This is a genomic window from Glutamicibacter sp. NPDC088483 (assembly GCF_044753145.1).
Classification (GTDB): Bacteria; Actinomycetota; Actinomycetes; order Actinomycetales; family Micrococcaceae; genus Glutamicibacter.
On the sequence record NZ_JBIVMP010000001.1, the window covers coordinates 108,022 to 124,677 of the forward strand.

Sequence of the window (16,656 nt, forward strand, 5' to 3'; positions counted from 1 at the left end):
CCGCTGTGGCGACTGAATCCTTAGTTGAAGAATTCTCACTGACCGAGTTGGACCGTAAGGCCATCGACACCACCCGTGTCCTGGCAGCCGACGCCGTCGAAAAGGTTGGCAATGGCCACCCCGGTACCGCAATGAGCTTGGCTCCGGCCGCCTACTTGATTTTCCAGAAGCACCTGCGCCACGATCCGAAGGATCCGAACTGGATCGGCCGAGACCGTTTCGTGCTTTCCCCGGGCCACACCTCGCTGACCCTGTACCTGCAGCTGTTCCTCTCGGGCTACGGCCTGGAGATGGAAGACATCGAAGCGCTGCGCACCTGGGGCGCCAAGACTCCGGGCCACCCCGAGTTCGGCCACACCGCCGGCGTTGAGATCACCACCGGTCCGCTGGGCCAGGGCCTGGCTTCCGCCGTTGGTTTCGCCTACTCCCAGCGCCGCATGCGCGGCCTGCTGGATCCAGCTGCCGAGGCAGGGACCAGCCCGTTCGACCACACTGTCTACGTCATCGCTTCCGATGGCGACCTGCAGGAAGGCGTCACCTCCGAGGCCTCCTCGCTGGCCGGCCACCAGGAACTGGGCAACCTCGTTGTGATCTACGATGACAACAAGATCTCCATCGAGAACGACACCGACATCGCCTTCACCGAAGACGTGCTGGGCCGCTACGAATCCTACGGCTGGCACACCCAGCGCGTGGACTGGACCGTCACCGGAGAATACGTCGAGGACATGGCCGCACTGGATGCTGCTGTGCGCGCCGCGAAGGCCGAGACCTCCCGCCCATCGATCATCAGCCTGCGCACCATCATCGGCTGGCCTTCGCCGACCAAGCAGAACACCGGCGGCATCCACGGCTCGAAGCTGGGTACCGACGAAGTTGCCGGCCTGAAGACGATCCTGGGCTTCGACCCCGAGAAGAACTTCCAGATCGAGGACGATGTACTGGCTCACGCCCGCGAGGTCGTAACCCGCGGTGCGCAGCTGCACGCCTCGTGGAACGAGACCTTCGAGGCCTGGAAGTCAGCCAATCCGGAAGAAGCCGCCCTGCTTGAGCGCCTGCAGGCTGGCGAATTGCCAGAGGGCTGGACCGAGAAGATCCCGACCTTCGAGCCAGGCTCCACCATGGCTACCCGCGCCGCGTCGGGCAAGGTCATCAACGCGATCGCCGATGAATTGCCAGAACTCTGGGGCGGCTCTGCCGACCTCGCCGGTTCGAACAACACCACCATCGAGACCGCGAAGTCCTTCGCTCCCGAGCGCCGCTCCACCGATTCCTGGTCCGCCAGCCCATACGGCCGCGTACTGCACTTCGGCATCCGCGAGCACGCTGCCGCTTCGATCGTGAACGGCATTGTGCTCTCCAGCCCAACCCGTGCATTCTCCGGCACCTTCCTGATCTTCTCGGACTACCAGCGTCCGGCCATCCGCTTGGCCGCACTGATGGGCGTCCCGTCGATCTTCGTATGGACCCACGACTCCATCGGCCTGGGCGAAGACGGCCCGACCCACCAGCCAGTGGAGCAGCTCGCTAGCCTGCGCATCATCCCGAACTTCGATGTGGTCCGCCCAGCGGATGCCAACGAGGTCGCCTACGCATGGCGCGGCATGCTGGAATTGACCGATACCCCATCGGGCATCGTGCTTTCCCGCCAGAACCTGCCAATCTACGACCGCGCGGCCACCGGCTTCCGCGGCGCAGAAGGCACCCTGAAGGGCGGCTACATCCTGGCCGAAGCCGTCCGCGACGGCGCAGAGACCACCCCGGATGTCATCTTGCTGGCTACCGGTTCCGAGGTTGAGCTGGCCGTTGAGGCCCGTGAAGCACTGGCAGCCAAGAACATCGCTGCCCGCGTGGTATCCCTGCCTTCGCTGGAATGGTTCGCCAAGCAGGATGCTGCCTACCGCGAAGAGGTCCTGCCCGCCGCGATCACCGCCCGCGTTTCGGTTGAAGCCGGCGTAGCCCAGGGCTGGCGCGAGCTGGTCGGGGCACATGGCGAAATCATTTCGCTCGATCACTTCGGCGCTTCCGCCGATTACAAGAAGCTGTACTCGGAGTTCGGCATCACCACCGAGGCTGTTGTAGCCGCCGCCGAAACCTCCCTGCAGAACGCTGCCAAGTAAGGAACTGAAGTAACTATTATGAGCAACCCGAATACTCAGGCCCTGTCCGACGCTGGCGTCTCCATCTGGTTGGACGACCTTTCGCGTGAACGACTGACCAGCGGCTCGCTGGCCAAGCTGATCGAAGAGCAGAACGTGGTCGGCGTGACCACCAACCCATCGATCTTCGCCGCGGCACTGTCCAAGGCAGAGGTGTATGGCCAGGCGATTGCCGAGCAGAAGCACCGCTCGGTAGAAGACGCGATCACCGAGATCACCAGCGATGACGTAGCAGCAGCCTGCGACCTGTTCAAGGGCATCTACGAGTCCTCCAAGGGCTTCGATGGCCGCGTGTCCATCGAGGTTGATCCCCGCCTGGCTCACGAGACCGCACCAACCATCGCCCAGGCCAAGGCCCTGTACGAGCGCGTGAACCGCGAAAACGTGCTGATCAAGATCCCGGCAACCGTCGAGGGCCTGGAAGCAATCACCGAAACCATTGCCGCTGGCATTTCGGTGAACGTCACCCTGATCTTCTCGCTGGAACGCTACCGCGAGGTCATCAACGCCTACCTGCTGGGCCTGGAGAAGGCCAAGGCCGAGGGCCTGGACCTGTCCAAGATCCACTCGGTCGCTTCCTTCTTCGTTTCCCGCGTGGATTCGGAAATCGACAAGCGCCTGGATGCCATCGGCACCGATGCGGCAGCAGCCGTACGCGGACAGGCCGGCGTAGCCAACGCCCGCTTGGCCTACCAGGTCTTCGAAGAGTCCTTCGCTTCGGCACGCTACGAGGTGCTGGCAGCTGCCGGCGCCAACGTCCAGCGTCCACTGTGGGCTTCGACCGGCGTGAAGGATCCTGCCTACCCATCGACACTGTACGTCACCGAGCTGGTTGCACCGCAGACCGTGAACACCATGCCGGAGAAGACCCTGGACGCCACCGCGGCTGAAGCAGAGGTCCGCGGCAACGCAATCGCTGGCAGCTACGACGCCGCCAACCGCGTGCTGGACAAGCTCGCTGCGCTGGGCATCGACTACAACGAGGTCGTGGACCTGCTTGAGGTTGAAGGCGTATCGAAGTTCGACGTCGCATGGAACGAACTGCTTGAGGACATGGCTGTGGCACTGAAGGGAGCCAAGTAGATGGAGCTTGGTCTGGTAACCTCCGGCGAGGCCCTGGCCTCCGTCGACGCGTTGCTCCCGAAGCTGATCGAAGCGAAGATCGGCAGCCGCATCGCCGCCCAGGACCCAACCATTTGGGGTCCTGAAGCAGAAGCTGAATCGGCCATCCGCCTCGGTTGGGTCAACCCCTTCGAGGCAGCTGGCAAACTGATCCCGCAGATCCTGGATCTGCGCGATGAGCTGCAAGAAGAGGGCCTGACCCGCATCGTGCTGTGCGGCATGGGCGGCTCCTCGCTGGCTCCTGAGGTCATCACCGCCCATGACGAGGTGGAACTGGTCATCTGCGACACCACCGATCCGTCGATGGTCAAGCAGATCGTGGAAACCGATCTGCAGCGCACCGTCGTGGTAGTTGCTTCCAAGTCGGGTTCCACCGTGGAAACCGATTCGCAGCGCCGTGCGTTCACCGCTGCGTTCCAGGCTGCCGGCATTGATCCGGCGACCCGCTTGGTGCTGGTCACCGATCCGGGCTCGCCCATGGATAATCCTGATGGCGTGCGCGCGGTATTCACTGCGGATCCGAACGTCGGCGGGCGCTACTCGGCGTTGACCGCTTTCGGCCTGGTCCCTTCGGGCCTGGCCGGCGCGGACATCGAAGCCCTGGTTGAAGAATCCGGGCTGATCAACGATGTGCTGGCCCTGGACGACGAGGACAACCTCGCGCTGCACCTGGGTGCCGCCATGGCTACCGCGGGCCGCGACAAGCTGCTGATTGCCTGTGTGGGCGATGCACTGCCGGGCTTCGGCGACTGGGCCGAGCAGCTGATCGCCGAGTCCACCGGCAAGGAAGGCAAGGGCGTGCTGCCTGTTGCCGCGCATGTGGATGCACCGGAGCTGGCGAACCCGGCCCAGGACGTGCTGCCGCTGTTCGTCTACGACGCGCTGCCTGAGGATTTCGACGAGGACGCCACCGCCGTGCACTTCAGTGCACCGCTGGGCACCGCCTTCATGATCTTCGAGTACGCCACCGCCGTGGCCGGCTACCTGCTGGGCATCAGCCCCTTCGACCAGCCTGATGTCGAGGCCGCGAAGATCGCCGCCCGTTCCATGCTCGATGCTCCGGCGCAGAGCGCACCGGATGCAGTGGACGGACCAGTTGAGCTCTACGGCACCGGGGCCAAGACCTTGGAGGCGGCTGTGGAGCAGCTCGCCGCGCAGCTTCCGGCAGACGGCTACCTTGCCATCCAGGCATACCTGAACCGCAATGCGGACCAGGAGCTTGCCGCACTGCGCGATCTGCTCGCCAAGAAGACCGGCCGTCCAGTCACCTTCGGCTGGGGTCCGCGCTTCTTGCACTCCACCGGCCAGTACCACAAGGGCGGCCCGGCACAGGGCGTGTTCTTGCAGGTCACCGCGAATCACAAGGAAGACCTTGGGATCCCGGAGCGTCCGTACACCTTCGGCGGCCTGATCACCGCCCAGGCGATCGGCGATGGCGCAGTACTGGCTGACGCCGAACATAACCGCCCAGTGCTGCGCGTGAACCTCACGGACCGCGCCGCCGGAATCGCTGCCCTGCTAGAGGCAGCGAAGTAAGGCACTATGAGCAACCCACTACGCGACGCCCGCGACCGGCGGCTTAACCGCATTGCCGGTCCGGGCGCGCTGGTGTTCTTCGGAATCACCGGCGACCTTGCCCGCAAGAAACTCATGCCAGCGGTCTACGACCTGGCTAACCGCGGACTGCTTCCCCCGAATTTTGCGATTGTCGGCTTCGGCCGCCGCGACTGGACGGCACAGGACTTCGCCGACCAGGCCCGCGAATGGATCCTCGCCAGCGCCCGCACCCCCTTCAACGAAACCGTGTTCGCCCAGCTGGCCGCCGGTATGCGCTTCATCTCCGGCGCCTTCGACGATGATGGCGCCTACGAGAAGCTGGCCGCGACCCTGGACGAACTGGCCGAATCCCGGTCCACCGGGCGCAACCACGCCTTCTACCTCTCGATCCCGCCGAGCTGGTTCGAGGTTGTCTGCCAGAAGCTCTCCGAGCACAAGCTGGCCAAGGACAAGAACCCGGGCTGGGAACGCGTGGTCATCGAGAAGCCCTTCGGCCACGACCTGCAGAGCGCCCGCGAACTGAACGAGATCGTGGAGTCCGTGTTCCCGCCGGACGCGGTGTTCCGCATCGACCACTATCTGGGCAAGGAAACCGTGCAGAACCTGCTGGCTTTGCGTTTCGGCAACCAGATGTTCGAGCCGCTGTGGAACAACAAGTACGTGGACCACGTGCAGATCACCATGGCCGAGGACATCGGCATTGGCGGCCGCGCCAGCTACTACGACGGTGTGGGCGCGGCCCGCGACGTCATCCAGAACCACCTGCTCCAGCTGCTGGCGCTGACCGCCATGGAGGAACCCATTTCCTTCGACGCGGACCACTTGCGCAGCGAAAAGGAGAAGGTGCTCACCGCAGTCCAGCTGCCCGAGGACCTGGGAGCGGCCAGTGCCCGAGGCCAGTACACCTCTGGCTGGCAGGGCGCCGAGGAGGTCGTCGGCTTCCTCGACGAGGAGGGCTTCAACCCGAAGTCCAAGACCGAGACCTACGCGGCGGTGCGCCTGAACATCAATACCCGCCGCTGGTCCGGGGTGCCGTTCTACCTGCGTGCCGGCAAGCGCCTGGGCCGCCGCGTCACCGAAATCGCGGTGGTCTTCAAGAAGGCGCCGAACCTGCTGTTCACCGACCACAAGGACGATGAATTCGGCCAGAACGCGTTCGTGATCCGCGTGCAGCCCGATGAAGGCGCGACCATCCGCTTCTCCTCCAAGGTGCCCGGCACCCAGATGGAGATCCGCGATGTGACCATGGACTTCGGCTACGGCAACGCCTTCACCGAATCCTCGCCCGAGGCCTACGAGCGGCTGATCCTCGATGTGCTGCTCGGTGAGCCGCCGCTGTTCCCGCGACATGAGGAAGTCGAGCAGTCCTGGCGCATCCTGGATCCTTTCGAGGAGTACTGGGCCTCGCAGCCCACCCAGCCCGATCCCTACGCTCCGGGCTCCTGGGGACCCGAAAGCAGCGATGAGCTGATGGCCAAGGATGGAAGGACCTGGAGACGACCATGATGATCGATCTTCCCAACACCACCACCTCCAAGGTGGCCAAGAAGCTGATCTCCTCGCGCCGCACCCACGGCGTGGTGGCGCTCTCCCGCGTGATGACCCTGGTGGTCATCACCCGCGAGGGGTTCGCCGAGAACGCGATCGAGGCGGCCAACCTGGCCAGCCGCGAGCATCCCTGCCGGATCATCGTGGTGGTCCGCGGCAGCAAGTCCGAGGCCAACCGCCTGGACGTGCAAATCCGCGTGGGCGGGGACGCCGGCGCCTCCGAGGTGATCGTGATGCGCACCTACGGCCCGGATGTCGTGGCCGACGAGGCGCTGATCTCCGCACTGCTGCTGCCCGATGCGCCGATCGTGGCCTGGTGGCCGCATGGCGTGCCGCAGGATCCGGCCGGCACCGCGCTGGGCAAGCTGGCGCACCGCCGCATCACCGATTCGGCGGAAACCGAAGACCCCACCGCCGCGCTGTTCAGCCGCATCGAGACCTACCAGGCCGGCGACACCGACCTCGCCTGGACGCGGCTGACCCTGTGGCGTGCCCAGCTGGCGAGCATCATCGACCTGATCGGCACCGAGGGGCTCTCGGGCATCACCGTGAAGGGCTCGGATAATTCCCCGTCCACCACCTTGCTGGCCGCTTGGCTGACCCTGTGCCTGGACGTCCCGGTGACCATCGCCGCGGACAAGTCCAATGGCGGGCTCTCCAGCGTCCGGCTGGCGCGCGAAGCCGGCGACGTGGAGCTTTCGCGGCCTTCCGGCGCGGTAGCCCACCTTTACCTGCCCGGATCGGCCCCGCAGCGCATCTCCCTGCCTCGGCGTTCGGTGGCCGAATGCCTGGCCGAAGAGATGCGCCGCCTGGACGCCGATGACGTCTTCGGCGAGGTCATCACCAAGGGCCTGAACCTGACCAACCTGAGGAGCATCAGATCCAGTGATCGCTAGGCAAATACTGATCCATGAGAACCCGGAAGCTACCGCCCACGCCATTGCGGCCCGGCTGATCACCTCGATCGCCGATGCACTGGCCGCCCGCGGAGTTGCCCACGTGGTGGTGACCGGCGGTTCGCTGGGCATCGCCGCCCTGGAAGCCGTCGCGGCCAACCCCGCCAAGGCCTCGGTCAACTGGTCGCAGGTGCACTTCTGGTGGGGCGACGAGCGCTTTGTCGCCACCGATTCAGCAGATCGCAACGTGCTGCAGGCCGCAGCCCTGTTCGACGCGCTGGATGAATTGGGCCTGGACCGCGCCACCGTGCACGCCATGGGCGCCAGCGACAAGTACGAGTCCGCCGAGCAGGCCGCCGCGGCCTACGCCGAGGAACTGGCCGGGGAAGCCGAAGACGGCTCCTTGAACCCCGCGTTCGATGTGCTGATGCTGGGCATGGGCCCGGACTCGCATGTCGCCTCGCTCTTCCCGAACCACACCCGGTCCGATGAGCCAGGAGTCATCGCGGTCCACGACTCCCCCAAGCCGCCTGCGCACCGCGTCACGCTCACCATGGGCACCATCAACACCGCCAAGGAGGTCTGGCTGATCGTGGCCGGTGCCGACAAGGCGCCGGCGCTGGCCAAGGCCCAGCACGAGGTCAACGAGACCGCTGTCCCGGCCTCGGCCGTGCACGGCACCCAAGCGACCCGCTGGATCATCGACCGCGCCGCGGCCACCTTGCTCTAGCCTGCACCGCATCGCCGGTGCCGCGATCCTGCACTCCAGGATCGCGGCACCGGCCTTTGCTTTCCCCTCGCCACCTGCCCGAAAGGTTCCCATGCATTCCGCCCCGCTGCCCGATGCCGCGCAGCCATCCCGCAAGGTCACGGTGATCGGCGCCGGCGTCATCGGGCTCTCCACCGCCCATGAGCTGGCTGCCGCCGGCCACCAGGTCACCGTCATCGCCGACCAGCTGCCGCTGCAGACGGTCTCCGCGGTGGCCGCAGCCATCTGGTTCCCGTACCACTCGGAGAACTCCGCTGCCGCCGATCTGCTGCTCGCCCGTTCACTGGCACGCTTCGAGGAGCTCTCCGGCATCAAGGAAACCGGCATCGACCTGCGCCGCGGCCTGAATCTGGAAGCGTCCCCGGAGCAAGACCGCTCTTGGGCGCAGATCGTCGCCGACGCCGCCGAAGCCCCGGCAGAAGACATCCCGCGCATTGCCGCCGCCGGCATGCGTGCCACCGTCCCGGTGATCACTATGCCTCTCTACCTGTCCTGGCTGCATGAACAAGCCTTGGCCAAGGGCGTCAAGTTCATCCAGCGCACCATCGAATCCATCGACGAGTTGCAGGAGGAGGCCGACGCCGTCGTATTGGCCACGGGTCTGCGTGGCGGCGAACTCACCGGGGATGACGGCACTGTCTACCCCATCCGAGGCCAGGTGATCCGCCTGGCAAACACCGCAGGGTTGGTCCACTGGCTCTGCTATGACGAGCATCCCCAGGGCGTTACCTACATCATTCCGCGCCGCGATGACATCATTGTTGGCGGTACCGACGTGGCCAACGACTTCAACGCCGAGGTCGACCCGCAGACCGCCACCGACATGCTGCGCCGTGCCATCGGCCTGGTCCCCCAGCTGGCCGGCTGCGAGATCCTGGAGCACAAGGTGGGGCTGCGCCCGGCACGCGAGACGATCCGCCTGGAGCGCGTCGACGGGCACGCGGTGCCTGTCATTGCGGCCTACGGCCACGGCGGGGCTGGGGTCACCCTTTCCTGGGGTACCGCACAGCGGGTCGTGGAATTGCTCGAAACCTAGCAGTACCAGCGTCCAACCGGCAGCCACGCGTTTTCCGCGTGGCTGCCGGTCTGCTTTAACCGGCGGCGCGGCTGTGGCAGATCCGCCCAATCGCTCCCGCAGGCGCGCTATTAACACCGGGCCAGGTGACGGGAATCACCATTGACACCGGCTTTTCCGAGCGTATTATTTCATTCGTACTACTCGTCCCACGGTTTCGCGAGACGTTATTTCGACCATTGCGATCTCCATGAATCTTCCCAATGCGCGGTCCGCCGCGCAGCACAGCGTGCTGGCCAAACCCGCACGCGCAGTGGCCTTCGCCTTTGCCGGCGCAATCCTCATAGGCGGGTTGCTCCTGTCTTCACCGGCGGCCAGCACGCAAGGCACCTTCACATCCTTGGTGGACGGGATCTTCACCGCGACGTCAGCGGTGTGCGTCACCGGCCTGACTGTCTTGGATACGGCAACCCACTACACCCTCTTCGGCAAGATCGTCATCCTGGTCCTGATCCAGGTCGGCGGCCTGGGACTGATGCTCGTCGCATCATTGCTGAGCATGCTGGTCATGGGCCGCATCGGCTACCTGACCCGGCTCTCCACCCAGCGCGAAAGCTCCGCCGTTTCCGGCACCGACGTGCGCACCTCGGCATTGATGATCATCAAGCTGTCGCTGGCCATCGAATCCGCAGTGGCCCTCGTCTTGGCCCTCCGCTTCTGGCTGGCCTACGACTACGAACCCGTCAGGGCGATCTGGCATGGCCTGTTCCATGCTGTCTCTTCCTTCAATAACGCGGGATTCGCCCTCTACACGAATAACCTGATGGATTTCGTGGCGGATCCATGGCTATGCATCCCCATCAGCATCGCCATCATCCTCGGCGGCTTGGGCTTCCCGGTTCTGGTCCAGCTCAGGCATCATTGGCGGAATTCGCTGAAGTGGACGATGAACACTCGCCTGGTCCTGCTCATGACCGCATTGCTGCTGCTTGGCGGCACCATCTTCATCACCGCCATGGAATGGTCCAATCCGAAGACGCTGGGCGAGCTTGAACCTGCCCAGCGGATCCTGGCTGGATTCTTCCAATCGGTGCAGACGCGTACCGCTGGCTTCAATTCCATCGATATCGGCGCGATGCATCCAGCCTCCTGGCTGGGCATGGATGTGCTGATGTTCATCGGCGGAGGGCCGGCCGGCACCGCCGGCGGCATCAAGATCACCACGGCTGCGATCCTGCTGTTCATCATCATGACCGAACTTCGCGGCGAGACCGCCGTCAATGTCCTGGGCAAGCGCCTGTCCCGCTCGGTGCACCGGCAGGCCATCACGGTGGCGCTGATGGGCGTAGCTGCCGTATTCGTCGGCACCATGGGCCTGCTGCTGCTGACCGGCTATTCCCTGGACCGCTGCCTCTTTGAAGCCACCTCCGCATTTGGCACCGTCGGGCTGTCCACCGGCATTACCCCGGATTTGCCGGACCCTGCCAAGGGCATCCTCGTTGCATTGATGTACCTGGGCCGCGTCGGGGTCCTCTCGCTGGGCTCCGCGCTGGCCCTGCGCGATCGAAAAGCGCTCTACGAACTCCCCAAGGAAAGGCCTTCAATTGGCTAAGCTACTGAATTTTCGAAATGACGCCAAGGGGCTGTCAAAAGCGAACTCCGTTGCCGTGATCGGGCTCGGACGATTTGGCGAATCCCTGGCCCTGGAACTGATGAAGTCCGGTACCCATGTCCTGGGCATTGACGTGCACGAGAACATCGTCCAGTCCCTGAACGGGGAATTGACTCAGGTGGTTCGCGCCGACGCCTCAAGCCGGGAAATCCTTGAACAGCTCGCGATCCACGAGTTCGACCGCGTCGTGGTTGCCGTAGGCAGCCACCTGCAGTCATCCATCCTGTGCTGCTCGCTCTTGGTCAGCATGGGGATCCCGCAGATCTGGGCCAAGGCGCAGGACGATCGGCACGGGCTGATCCTGGAGCAGCTCGGAATCCACCACATCGTCTACCCGGAGAAGGACATGGGCAAGCGAGTCGCCCACCTGGTGCGCGGATCCATGATGGACTACCTGGAAGTCGATCCAGGCTATGCCATGGTGAAAATGAGCGCACCAGCCACATTGCACGGTGTGAAACTCAGTGATGCCGCGGTACGCAATAAATACCGGGTGACCATCGCTGCCACGACCAATGCGGCCGGCGAATGGAAGAACACGGACGGAAACACCGTCCTGCAGACCGGAGACAAGATCCTCGTGCTGGGATCGATTGCCGATACCGAGAAGTTCGGGCAACTGGCCTGAGACGCGCAATAGGCGCCTTCCACATAATGTGGAAGGCGCCTATTGACTGCTACGGAACGGTACTGCCTAGGCTTCGATGCTGAATCGCAGGACCAGAGCGAGGCCGATAATCACGGCACCCCAGATCAGACCAAGAATAATGGTGATGCGGTTCAGGTTGCGCTCGGCTACACCCGAAGATCCCATTGAGCTGGTCATGCCGCCGCCGAACATGTCGGACATACCGCCACCACGGCCCTTGTGCAAAAGGATCAGCAGGGTCAGCAGGACGCTTGTAATGCCCAGCAATACCTGCAAAATGATCTTGATAATATCCAAGTCGACGGTTCCTTAGTTAGATTCAGTCGGTGACGAGATGATGCTCGAACCTGACAATATTAGCAAATTCCTCGGCATCCAGGCTGGCACCGCCAACCAACACGCCATCAACATCGCGTTCGCGCATGATCGATGCGGCATTTGCTGCCTTAACACTACCGCCATAGAGCAGTTGAGTCTTCTCGGCAATCTCTGCACCGAAGCGTTCAGCCAGCGCACCGCGAATTGCGGCGCACATTTCCTGCGCGTCAGCTGGTCCGGCAACTTCACCCGTACCGATGGCCCAGACTGGTTCGTAGGCGATGACCAGGCTTGCGGCCTGCTCAGCGGTTACGCCTTCCAGCGACTGAGCCAACTGGTCCAGGGTGAATGCCACATGCTCGCCGGCCTTGCGTACTTCCAGGCCTTCGCCGACGCAGAGCATCGGGGTCAGGTCGTGGCGGTAGGCAGCAGCCAGCTTGGCGGCAATCACCTGGTTGGTTTCATTGTGGTACTCGCGACGCTCGGAGTGGCCTACCAATACGTAGGTGCAGCCGAGCTTCTTGAGGAACTGCCCCGAAATTTCACCAGTGTACGCACCTGAGTCCTGTGCGGACAGATCCTGGGCACCGTAAACAATATCCAGTTTGTCGCCCAGGGTCAGCGTCTGCACGCCGCGGATGTCGGTGAAGGGAGGGAACACTGCGACCTCGGCACGATCGTAATCGTGCTCGTGGTCCTTCAAGGTCCACGCCAGCTTCTGCACCAGGGTGATGCCCTGGACGTGGTCCATGTTCATCTTCCAGTTGCCGGCAATCAGCGGCTGGCGCACAAAGGCGCCGTTCTGCGAAATGGTCATTATTAGCCTTCCAATGCGGCAACACCCGGCAGGGTCTTGCCTTCGAGGTACTCCAGCGAAGCGCCGCCACCGGTGGAGATATGGCCGAAGTCATCCTCCGAGAAGCCCAGTGCGCGCACGGCTGCAGCGGAATCGCCGCCGCCTACGACGCTGAACGCTTCCGAGTCCGCCAGAGCCTGCGCGACGGTACGGGTACCTTCGGCGAAAGCAGGGATCTCGAAGACGCCCATCGGGCCATTCCAGAACACGGTATTTGCGCTGGTGATGTAGCTTGCGAAGAGTTCAGCGGACTTTGGTCCGATGTCCAGGCCAAGGCCGTTGGAGCCGAAGCTGGCTTCTTCGATCTTGTCTGCGGCCAGCACCTCGTGCTCTGCGTCGGCACCGAACTTGCTTGCCACGACGACGTCGCTAGGCACGATGATGTCGCAGCCGAGCTTCTCGGCCCGCTGCAGGTATTCCTGGCAGGTCGCGATCTGGTCTTCTTCAAGCAGCGAGCTGCCAATGGCGAAGCCCTGCGCCTTGAGGAAAGTGAAGGCCATGCCGCCACCGATCAGCAGCTGATCGGCCTTGCCCAGTAGGTTGTCGATGACAGCGAGCTTGTCCGATACCTTGGACCCTCCGAGCACCACAACGTATGGGCGCTTCGGGGCCTCGGTCAGGGTCTTGAGGACCTTGACCTCGGTAGCAACCAGGTCGCCCTGGTAGCTAGGGAGCAGACTGGCGATGTCGTAGACCGAAGCGTGCTTCCGGTGCACAGCACCGAAAGCGTCGTTCACGTAAGCGCCGTTCTGACCGGTCAGCGCAGCCAATTCCTTGGCTAACTCTTCGCGCTGCGCATCATCCTTGGAGGTTTCGCGAGCATCGAAGCGGACGTTCTCCAGAACCAGCACGGAGCCCTCTTCGAGGTTTGCCGCCAACTGGCGAGCGGAGTCGCCCACCACGTCTTCGGCAACAGCTACGTCGAAGTCAGCCAGTTCGTCCAGGCGGTTAGCCGCAGGAGCGATGGAGTACTTGGCATCGACCTGGCCCTTGGGGCGTCCCAAGTGGGCCATTACGATGACCTTTGCGCCAGCTTCAGCCAGCTTGCCGATGACTGGCAGCGACGCGCGGACGCGGCCATCATCGGTCACAGTTGCACCGTCGAGCGGTACGTTCAGGTCACTGCGGACCAGAACGTACCGTCCGCGGACGCCGTTGTCAGCGATCAATTCGTCAATGGTGTGAGAAGACATGTCTCTAGGTTATCGACTAGAGGCTGGATCCCACGAATTCAACGAGGTCAACAAGTCGCGAGGAGTAGCCCCACTCGTTGTCGTACCACGCGACGACCTTCACGCTGTTGCCCATCACGGTGGTCAGACCGGAGTCGAAAACTGCCGAGTGGGGGTTGGTCACGATGTCCGAAGAAACCAGTGGATCGGTGGAGTACTCCAGGTATCCGCTCAATGTACCCTCGGCAGCTGCCTTCTCGAATGCTGCGTTGATTTCTTCCACAGTTGCGGTGCGGGCCAGGTTCACGGTCAGGTCGGTGGCCGAACCGGTTGGAACTGGTACGCGCATAGCGTAACCGTGCAGCTTGCCCTTCAGCTCTGGGAGCACCACGCCGATGGCCTTTGCGGCACCGGTCGAGGTCGGGATGACGTTCAGCGCCGCGGCGCGGGCACGGCGTGGGTCGCTGTGCGGTGCATCCTGCAGGCGCTGGTCTGCGGTGTAAGCGTGGATGGTGGTCATCAGGCCATCAACAATGCCGAACTCTTCGTTCAGCACCTTGGCTACTGGAGCCAGGCAGTTGGTGGTGCATGACGCGTTCGAAATGATGGCGTGGTTTGCAGGATCGTACTTGTCCTGGTTGACGCCCATCACGATGGTGATGTCTTCATTCTTGGCAGGAGCCGAGATGATGACCTTCTTTGCGCCAGCAGCTACGTGCTTCTTGGCGTCTTCTGCGTTGGTAAAGAATCCGGTCGATTCAATGACGACATCGACGTTCAATTCGCCCCATGGAAGGTTGGCTGGCTCGCGCTCAGACAGAACCTTGATACGGCGTTCTCCGACGACGATGGTATCGCCGTCCACGGATACCGGCTCGCCCACTGGGCCGAGCACGGAATCGAACTTCACCAGGTGAGCAAGCGAATCGATTGAACCAAGGTCATTGACGGCGACGATTTCAATGTCTGCCTTATGGGCCAGAACTGCACGCAGGAAGTTGCGTCCGATACGACCGAAACCATTGATTCCAACACGGGTTGTCACGTGACTATCTCCTCTAAATGGGATGATGATGCCACGACCGCACGCGAGCGGAGGTGGCCTTCTTTAAGAGGACACTCCGTTGTGCCGTGCTTGCGGATCCCAACGAATTGCCGGGATCCGCAACACACTTGAAACATACTACGCTACATTAGCGCAGAATGTGAGCTAACTTACCAGATAAGTCTTACTTACCTGGAAGGATCAGCGCTGCTGCGCCGTTGCGGGCAGCTTCGAAACGAGCCTGGACATCTGCCCAGTTCACGATGTTCCAGAATGCCTTGACGTAGTCAGCCTTGACGTTGACGTAGTCCAGGTAGAAGGCGTGCTCCCACATGTCCAGCATCAGCAGCGGGGTGGTTGCCACTGGGATGTTGCCCTGCTGGTCGTACAGCTGCTCGATGACCAGCTGGCCGCCCAGTGCGTCGTAAGCCAGCACTGCCCAGCCCGAGCCCTGCAGGCTCATGGCCGAAGCGGTGAAGTGGCCACGGAAAGCGTCGAACGAACCGAAGAAGTCGTCGATGGCCGCTGCCAGCTCGCCCTCAGGCTTGTCGCCACCCTCTGGGGACAGGTTGTTCCAGAAGATCGAGTGGTTGGTGTGGCCACCCAGGTGGAACGCCAGGTCCTTGGACAGCTTAGGGATATTGCCGAATTCGCCCTTTTCGCGAGCTTCAGCCAACTGCTCCAGTGCCGAGTTTGCGCCAGCAACGTAAGTTGCATGGTGCTTGGAGTGGTGCAGTTCCATGATGCGAGCCGAGATGTTCGGCTCCAGTGCGGCGTAGTCGTACTGCAGTTCTGGCAGTGAATAAACAGCCATGATTCTCCTCAATCTTCTCAATTGGTTGAATCTCCGCGGGAGGGCTCCCGCGGGGACATTTTAATGTTCCAGTTCATCTCCTGGAACGCTGGACTCCGTACCTGGTATTCCCAGATCGCTCGCCTTTTTATCCGCCATAGCCAAAAGGCGGCGGATTCGGCCAGCGATGGCGTCCTTGGTCATTGGCGGTTCGGCCATGCGGCCGAGCTCATCCAAGGAGGCTTGCTTGTGCTCAAGGCGCAGCAGTCCCGCATAGCGCAAGTGCTCGGGAACCTCGTCGCCCAAGATGCCCAGTGCACGCTCAACGCGGGCACCGGCAGCTACCGCTGCCTGGGCGCTGCGCCGCAGGTTGGCGTCGTCGAAGTTCGCCAAGCGGTTCGCCGTCGCGCGCACTTCCTTGCGCATGCGCCGTTCTTCCCAGACCATGAGCGCATCGTGAGCGCCCATGCGGGTCAGCAGTTGGGCGATGGCATCGCCATCACGGATCACAACGCGGTCCACACCGCGCACTTCACGCGCCTTGACCGTCAGTCCCAGGCGGCGAGCTGCACCGACCAGCGCCAAAGCGGCTTCTGGCCCAGGGCAGGTGATTTCCAAAGCGGAGCTGCGTCCGGGTTCGGTCAACGATCCGTGGGACAGGAATGCGCCGCGCCATACAGCTTCAGCGTCGGCGGTAGAACCGTTGACGATCACCGAGGGCAGGCCGCGTACCGGCCGGCCGCGCTGGTCAAGCAGGCCAGTTTGGCGTGCAAGCACTTCGCCGTCCTTGGAAACACGCACAATGTAGCGGCTCCCCTTGCGGATGCCCGATCCGGAAACCATGACGATTTCGGCATCGTGGCCGTACAGCTCGCCGATAGCAATCTTCAACCGCCGGGCCGTCGCCGCGAGGTCCACTTCTGCTTCGATGACAATTCGTCCGGAGACGATGTGCAGCCCGCCGCTGAAGCGGAGCATGGTCGAAACCTCGGCCTTGCGGACCGATGGCTTGCGAATCTCTACCCGCGACAGCTCGTCTTTGACGGAAGCCGTCAATGCCATGAATCAAACTCCCTTACTTGGAT

The 16,656-nt window shown here is 63.1% G+C and carries 15 protein-coding genes; 9 read left to right on the plus strand and 6 right to left on the minus strand.

The features are described 5' to 3' along the window. Positions 1-5: 5 nt before the first annotated feature. The 9 genes from tkt to ACIP6G_RS00595 all read left to right on the plus strand — a co-directional run bounded on the left by tkt (position 6) and on the right by ACIP6G_RS00595 (position 11,366). Entirely contained in the window at positions 6-2,120 is a 2,115-nt protein-coding gene (gene tkt / locus ACIP6G_RS00555; protein ID WP_400288099.1) for a transketolase, read from the plus strand. An 18-nt stretch (positions 2,121-2,138) separates the two neighbouring features. Then, positions 2,139-3,242, plus strand: coding sequence for a transaldolase (gene tal / locus ACIP6G_RS00560; protein WP_400288101.1), 1,104 nt, complete (start codon positions 2,139-2,141; stop codon positions 3,240-3,242). Beyond that, positions 3,243-4,817 carry a glucose-6-phosphate isomerase gene (locus ACIP6G_RS00565; protein WP_400288103.1) on the plus strand — a complete coding sequence of 525 codons (1,575 nt, stop codon included), beginning with the start codon at positions 3,243-3,245 and terminating at the stop codon, positions 4,815-4,817. 6 nt (positions 4,818-4,823) lie between these two features. Continuing rightward, positions 4,824-6,344 (plus strand): glucose-6-phosphate dehydrogenase, encoded by a 1,521-nt coding sequence (gene zwf, locus ACIP6G_RS00570; protein ID WP_332594699.1) that lies wholly within the window; start codon positions 4,824-4,826, stop codon positions 6,342-6,344. Continuing rightward, on the plus strand, positions 6,341-7,282 hold the full coding sequence (locus ACIP6G_RS00575) for a glucose-6-phosphate dehydrogenase assembly protein OpcA (RefSeq protein WP_400288105.1): 942 nt from the start codon (positions 6,341-6,343) through the stop codon (positions 7,280-7,282). Before zwf ends, ACIP6G_RS00575 begins: the two co-directional genes overlap by 4 nt. Then, positions 7,272-8,012 (plus strand): 6-phosphogluconolactonase, encoded by a 741-nt coding sequence (gene pgl, locus ACIP6G_RS00580; protein WP_400288107.1) that lies wholly within the window; start codon positions 7,272-7,274, stop codon positions 8,010-8,012. The genes ACIP6G_RS00575 and pgl overlap by 11 nt, the downstream gene beginning before the upstream one ends. 91 nt (positions 8,013-8,103) lie before the next feature. Then, complete coding sequence (locus ACIP6G_RS00585; protein WP_400288109.1) at positions 8,104-9,087, plus strand: FAD-dependent oxidoreductase; 984 nt, start codon at positions 8,104-8,106, stop codon at positions 9,085-9,087. 229 nt (positions 9,088-9,316) lie between these two features. Next, the gene (locus ACIP6G_RS00590) at positions 9,317-10,678 is read left to right on the plus strand and encodes a TrkH family potassium uptake protein (RefSeq protein ID WP_400288111.1); all 1,362 of its coding nucleotides are present in this window, start codon (positions 9,317-9,319) and stop codon (positions 10,676-10,678) included. Next, positions 10,671-11,366, plus strand: a complete 696-nt coding sequence (locus ACIP6G_RS00595) for a potassium channel family protein (RefSeq protein WP_400288113.1) — start codon at positions 10,671-10,673, stop codon at positions 11,364-11,366. Before ACIP6G_RS00590 ends, ACIP6G_RS00595 begins: the two co-directional genes overlap by 8 nt. A gap of 66 nt (positions 11,367-11,432) precedes the next feature. Here ACIP6G_RS00595 and secG read toward each other — a convergent pair whose 3' ends face one another. From secG to whiA, 6 genes are all read right to left on the minus strand, one after another. Beyond that, a complete protein-coding gene (gene secG, locus ACIP6G_RS00600) occupies positions 11,433-11,684 on the minus strand; it encodes a preprotein translocase subunit SecG (protein WP_105656662.1) in 252 nt (83 codons plus the stop codon). A 22-nt stretch (positions 11,685-11,706) separates the two neighbouring features. After that, complete coding sequence (gene tpiA / locus ACIP6G_RS00605) at positions 11,707-12,522, minus strand: triose-phosphate isomerase (protein WP_105656663.1); 816 nt, start codon at positions 12,520-12,522, stop codon at positions 11,707-11,709. A gap of 2 nt (positions 12,523-12,524) precedes the next feature. Further along, entirely contained in the window at positions 12,525-13,754 is a 1,230-nt protein-coding gene (locus ACIP6G_RS00610) for a phosphoglycerate kinase (protein ID WP_400288116.1), read from the minus strand. A gap of 16 nt (positions 13,755-13,770) precedes the next feature. Further along, positions 13,771-14,778 (minus strand): type I glyceraldehyde-3-phosphate dehydrogenase, encoded by a 1,008-nt coding sequence (gap, locus tag ACIP6G_RS00615; RefSeq protein WP_400288118.1) that lies wholly within the window; start codon positions 14,776-14,778, stop codon positions 13,771-13,773. A gap of 184 nt (positions 14,779-14,962) precedes the next feature. Further along, positions 14,963-15,592: a superoxide dismutase gene (locus tag ACIP6G_RS00620; RefSeq protein WP_105656666.1), complete on the minus strand. Its 630-nt coding sequence runs from the start codon at positions 15,590-15,592 to the stop codon at positions 14,963-14,965. Positions 15,593-15,652: 60 nt separating this feature from the next. Continuing rightward, a complete protein-coding gene (gene whiA / locus ACIP6G_RS00625; protein WP_105656667.1) occupies positions 15,653-16,633 on the minus strand; it encodes a DNA-binding protein WhiA in 981 nt (326 codons plus the stop codon). Between the last annotated feature and the right edge of the window lie 23 nt (positions 16,634-16,656).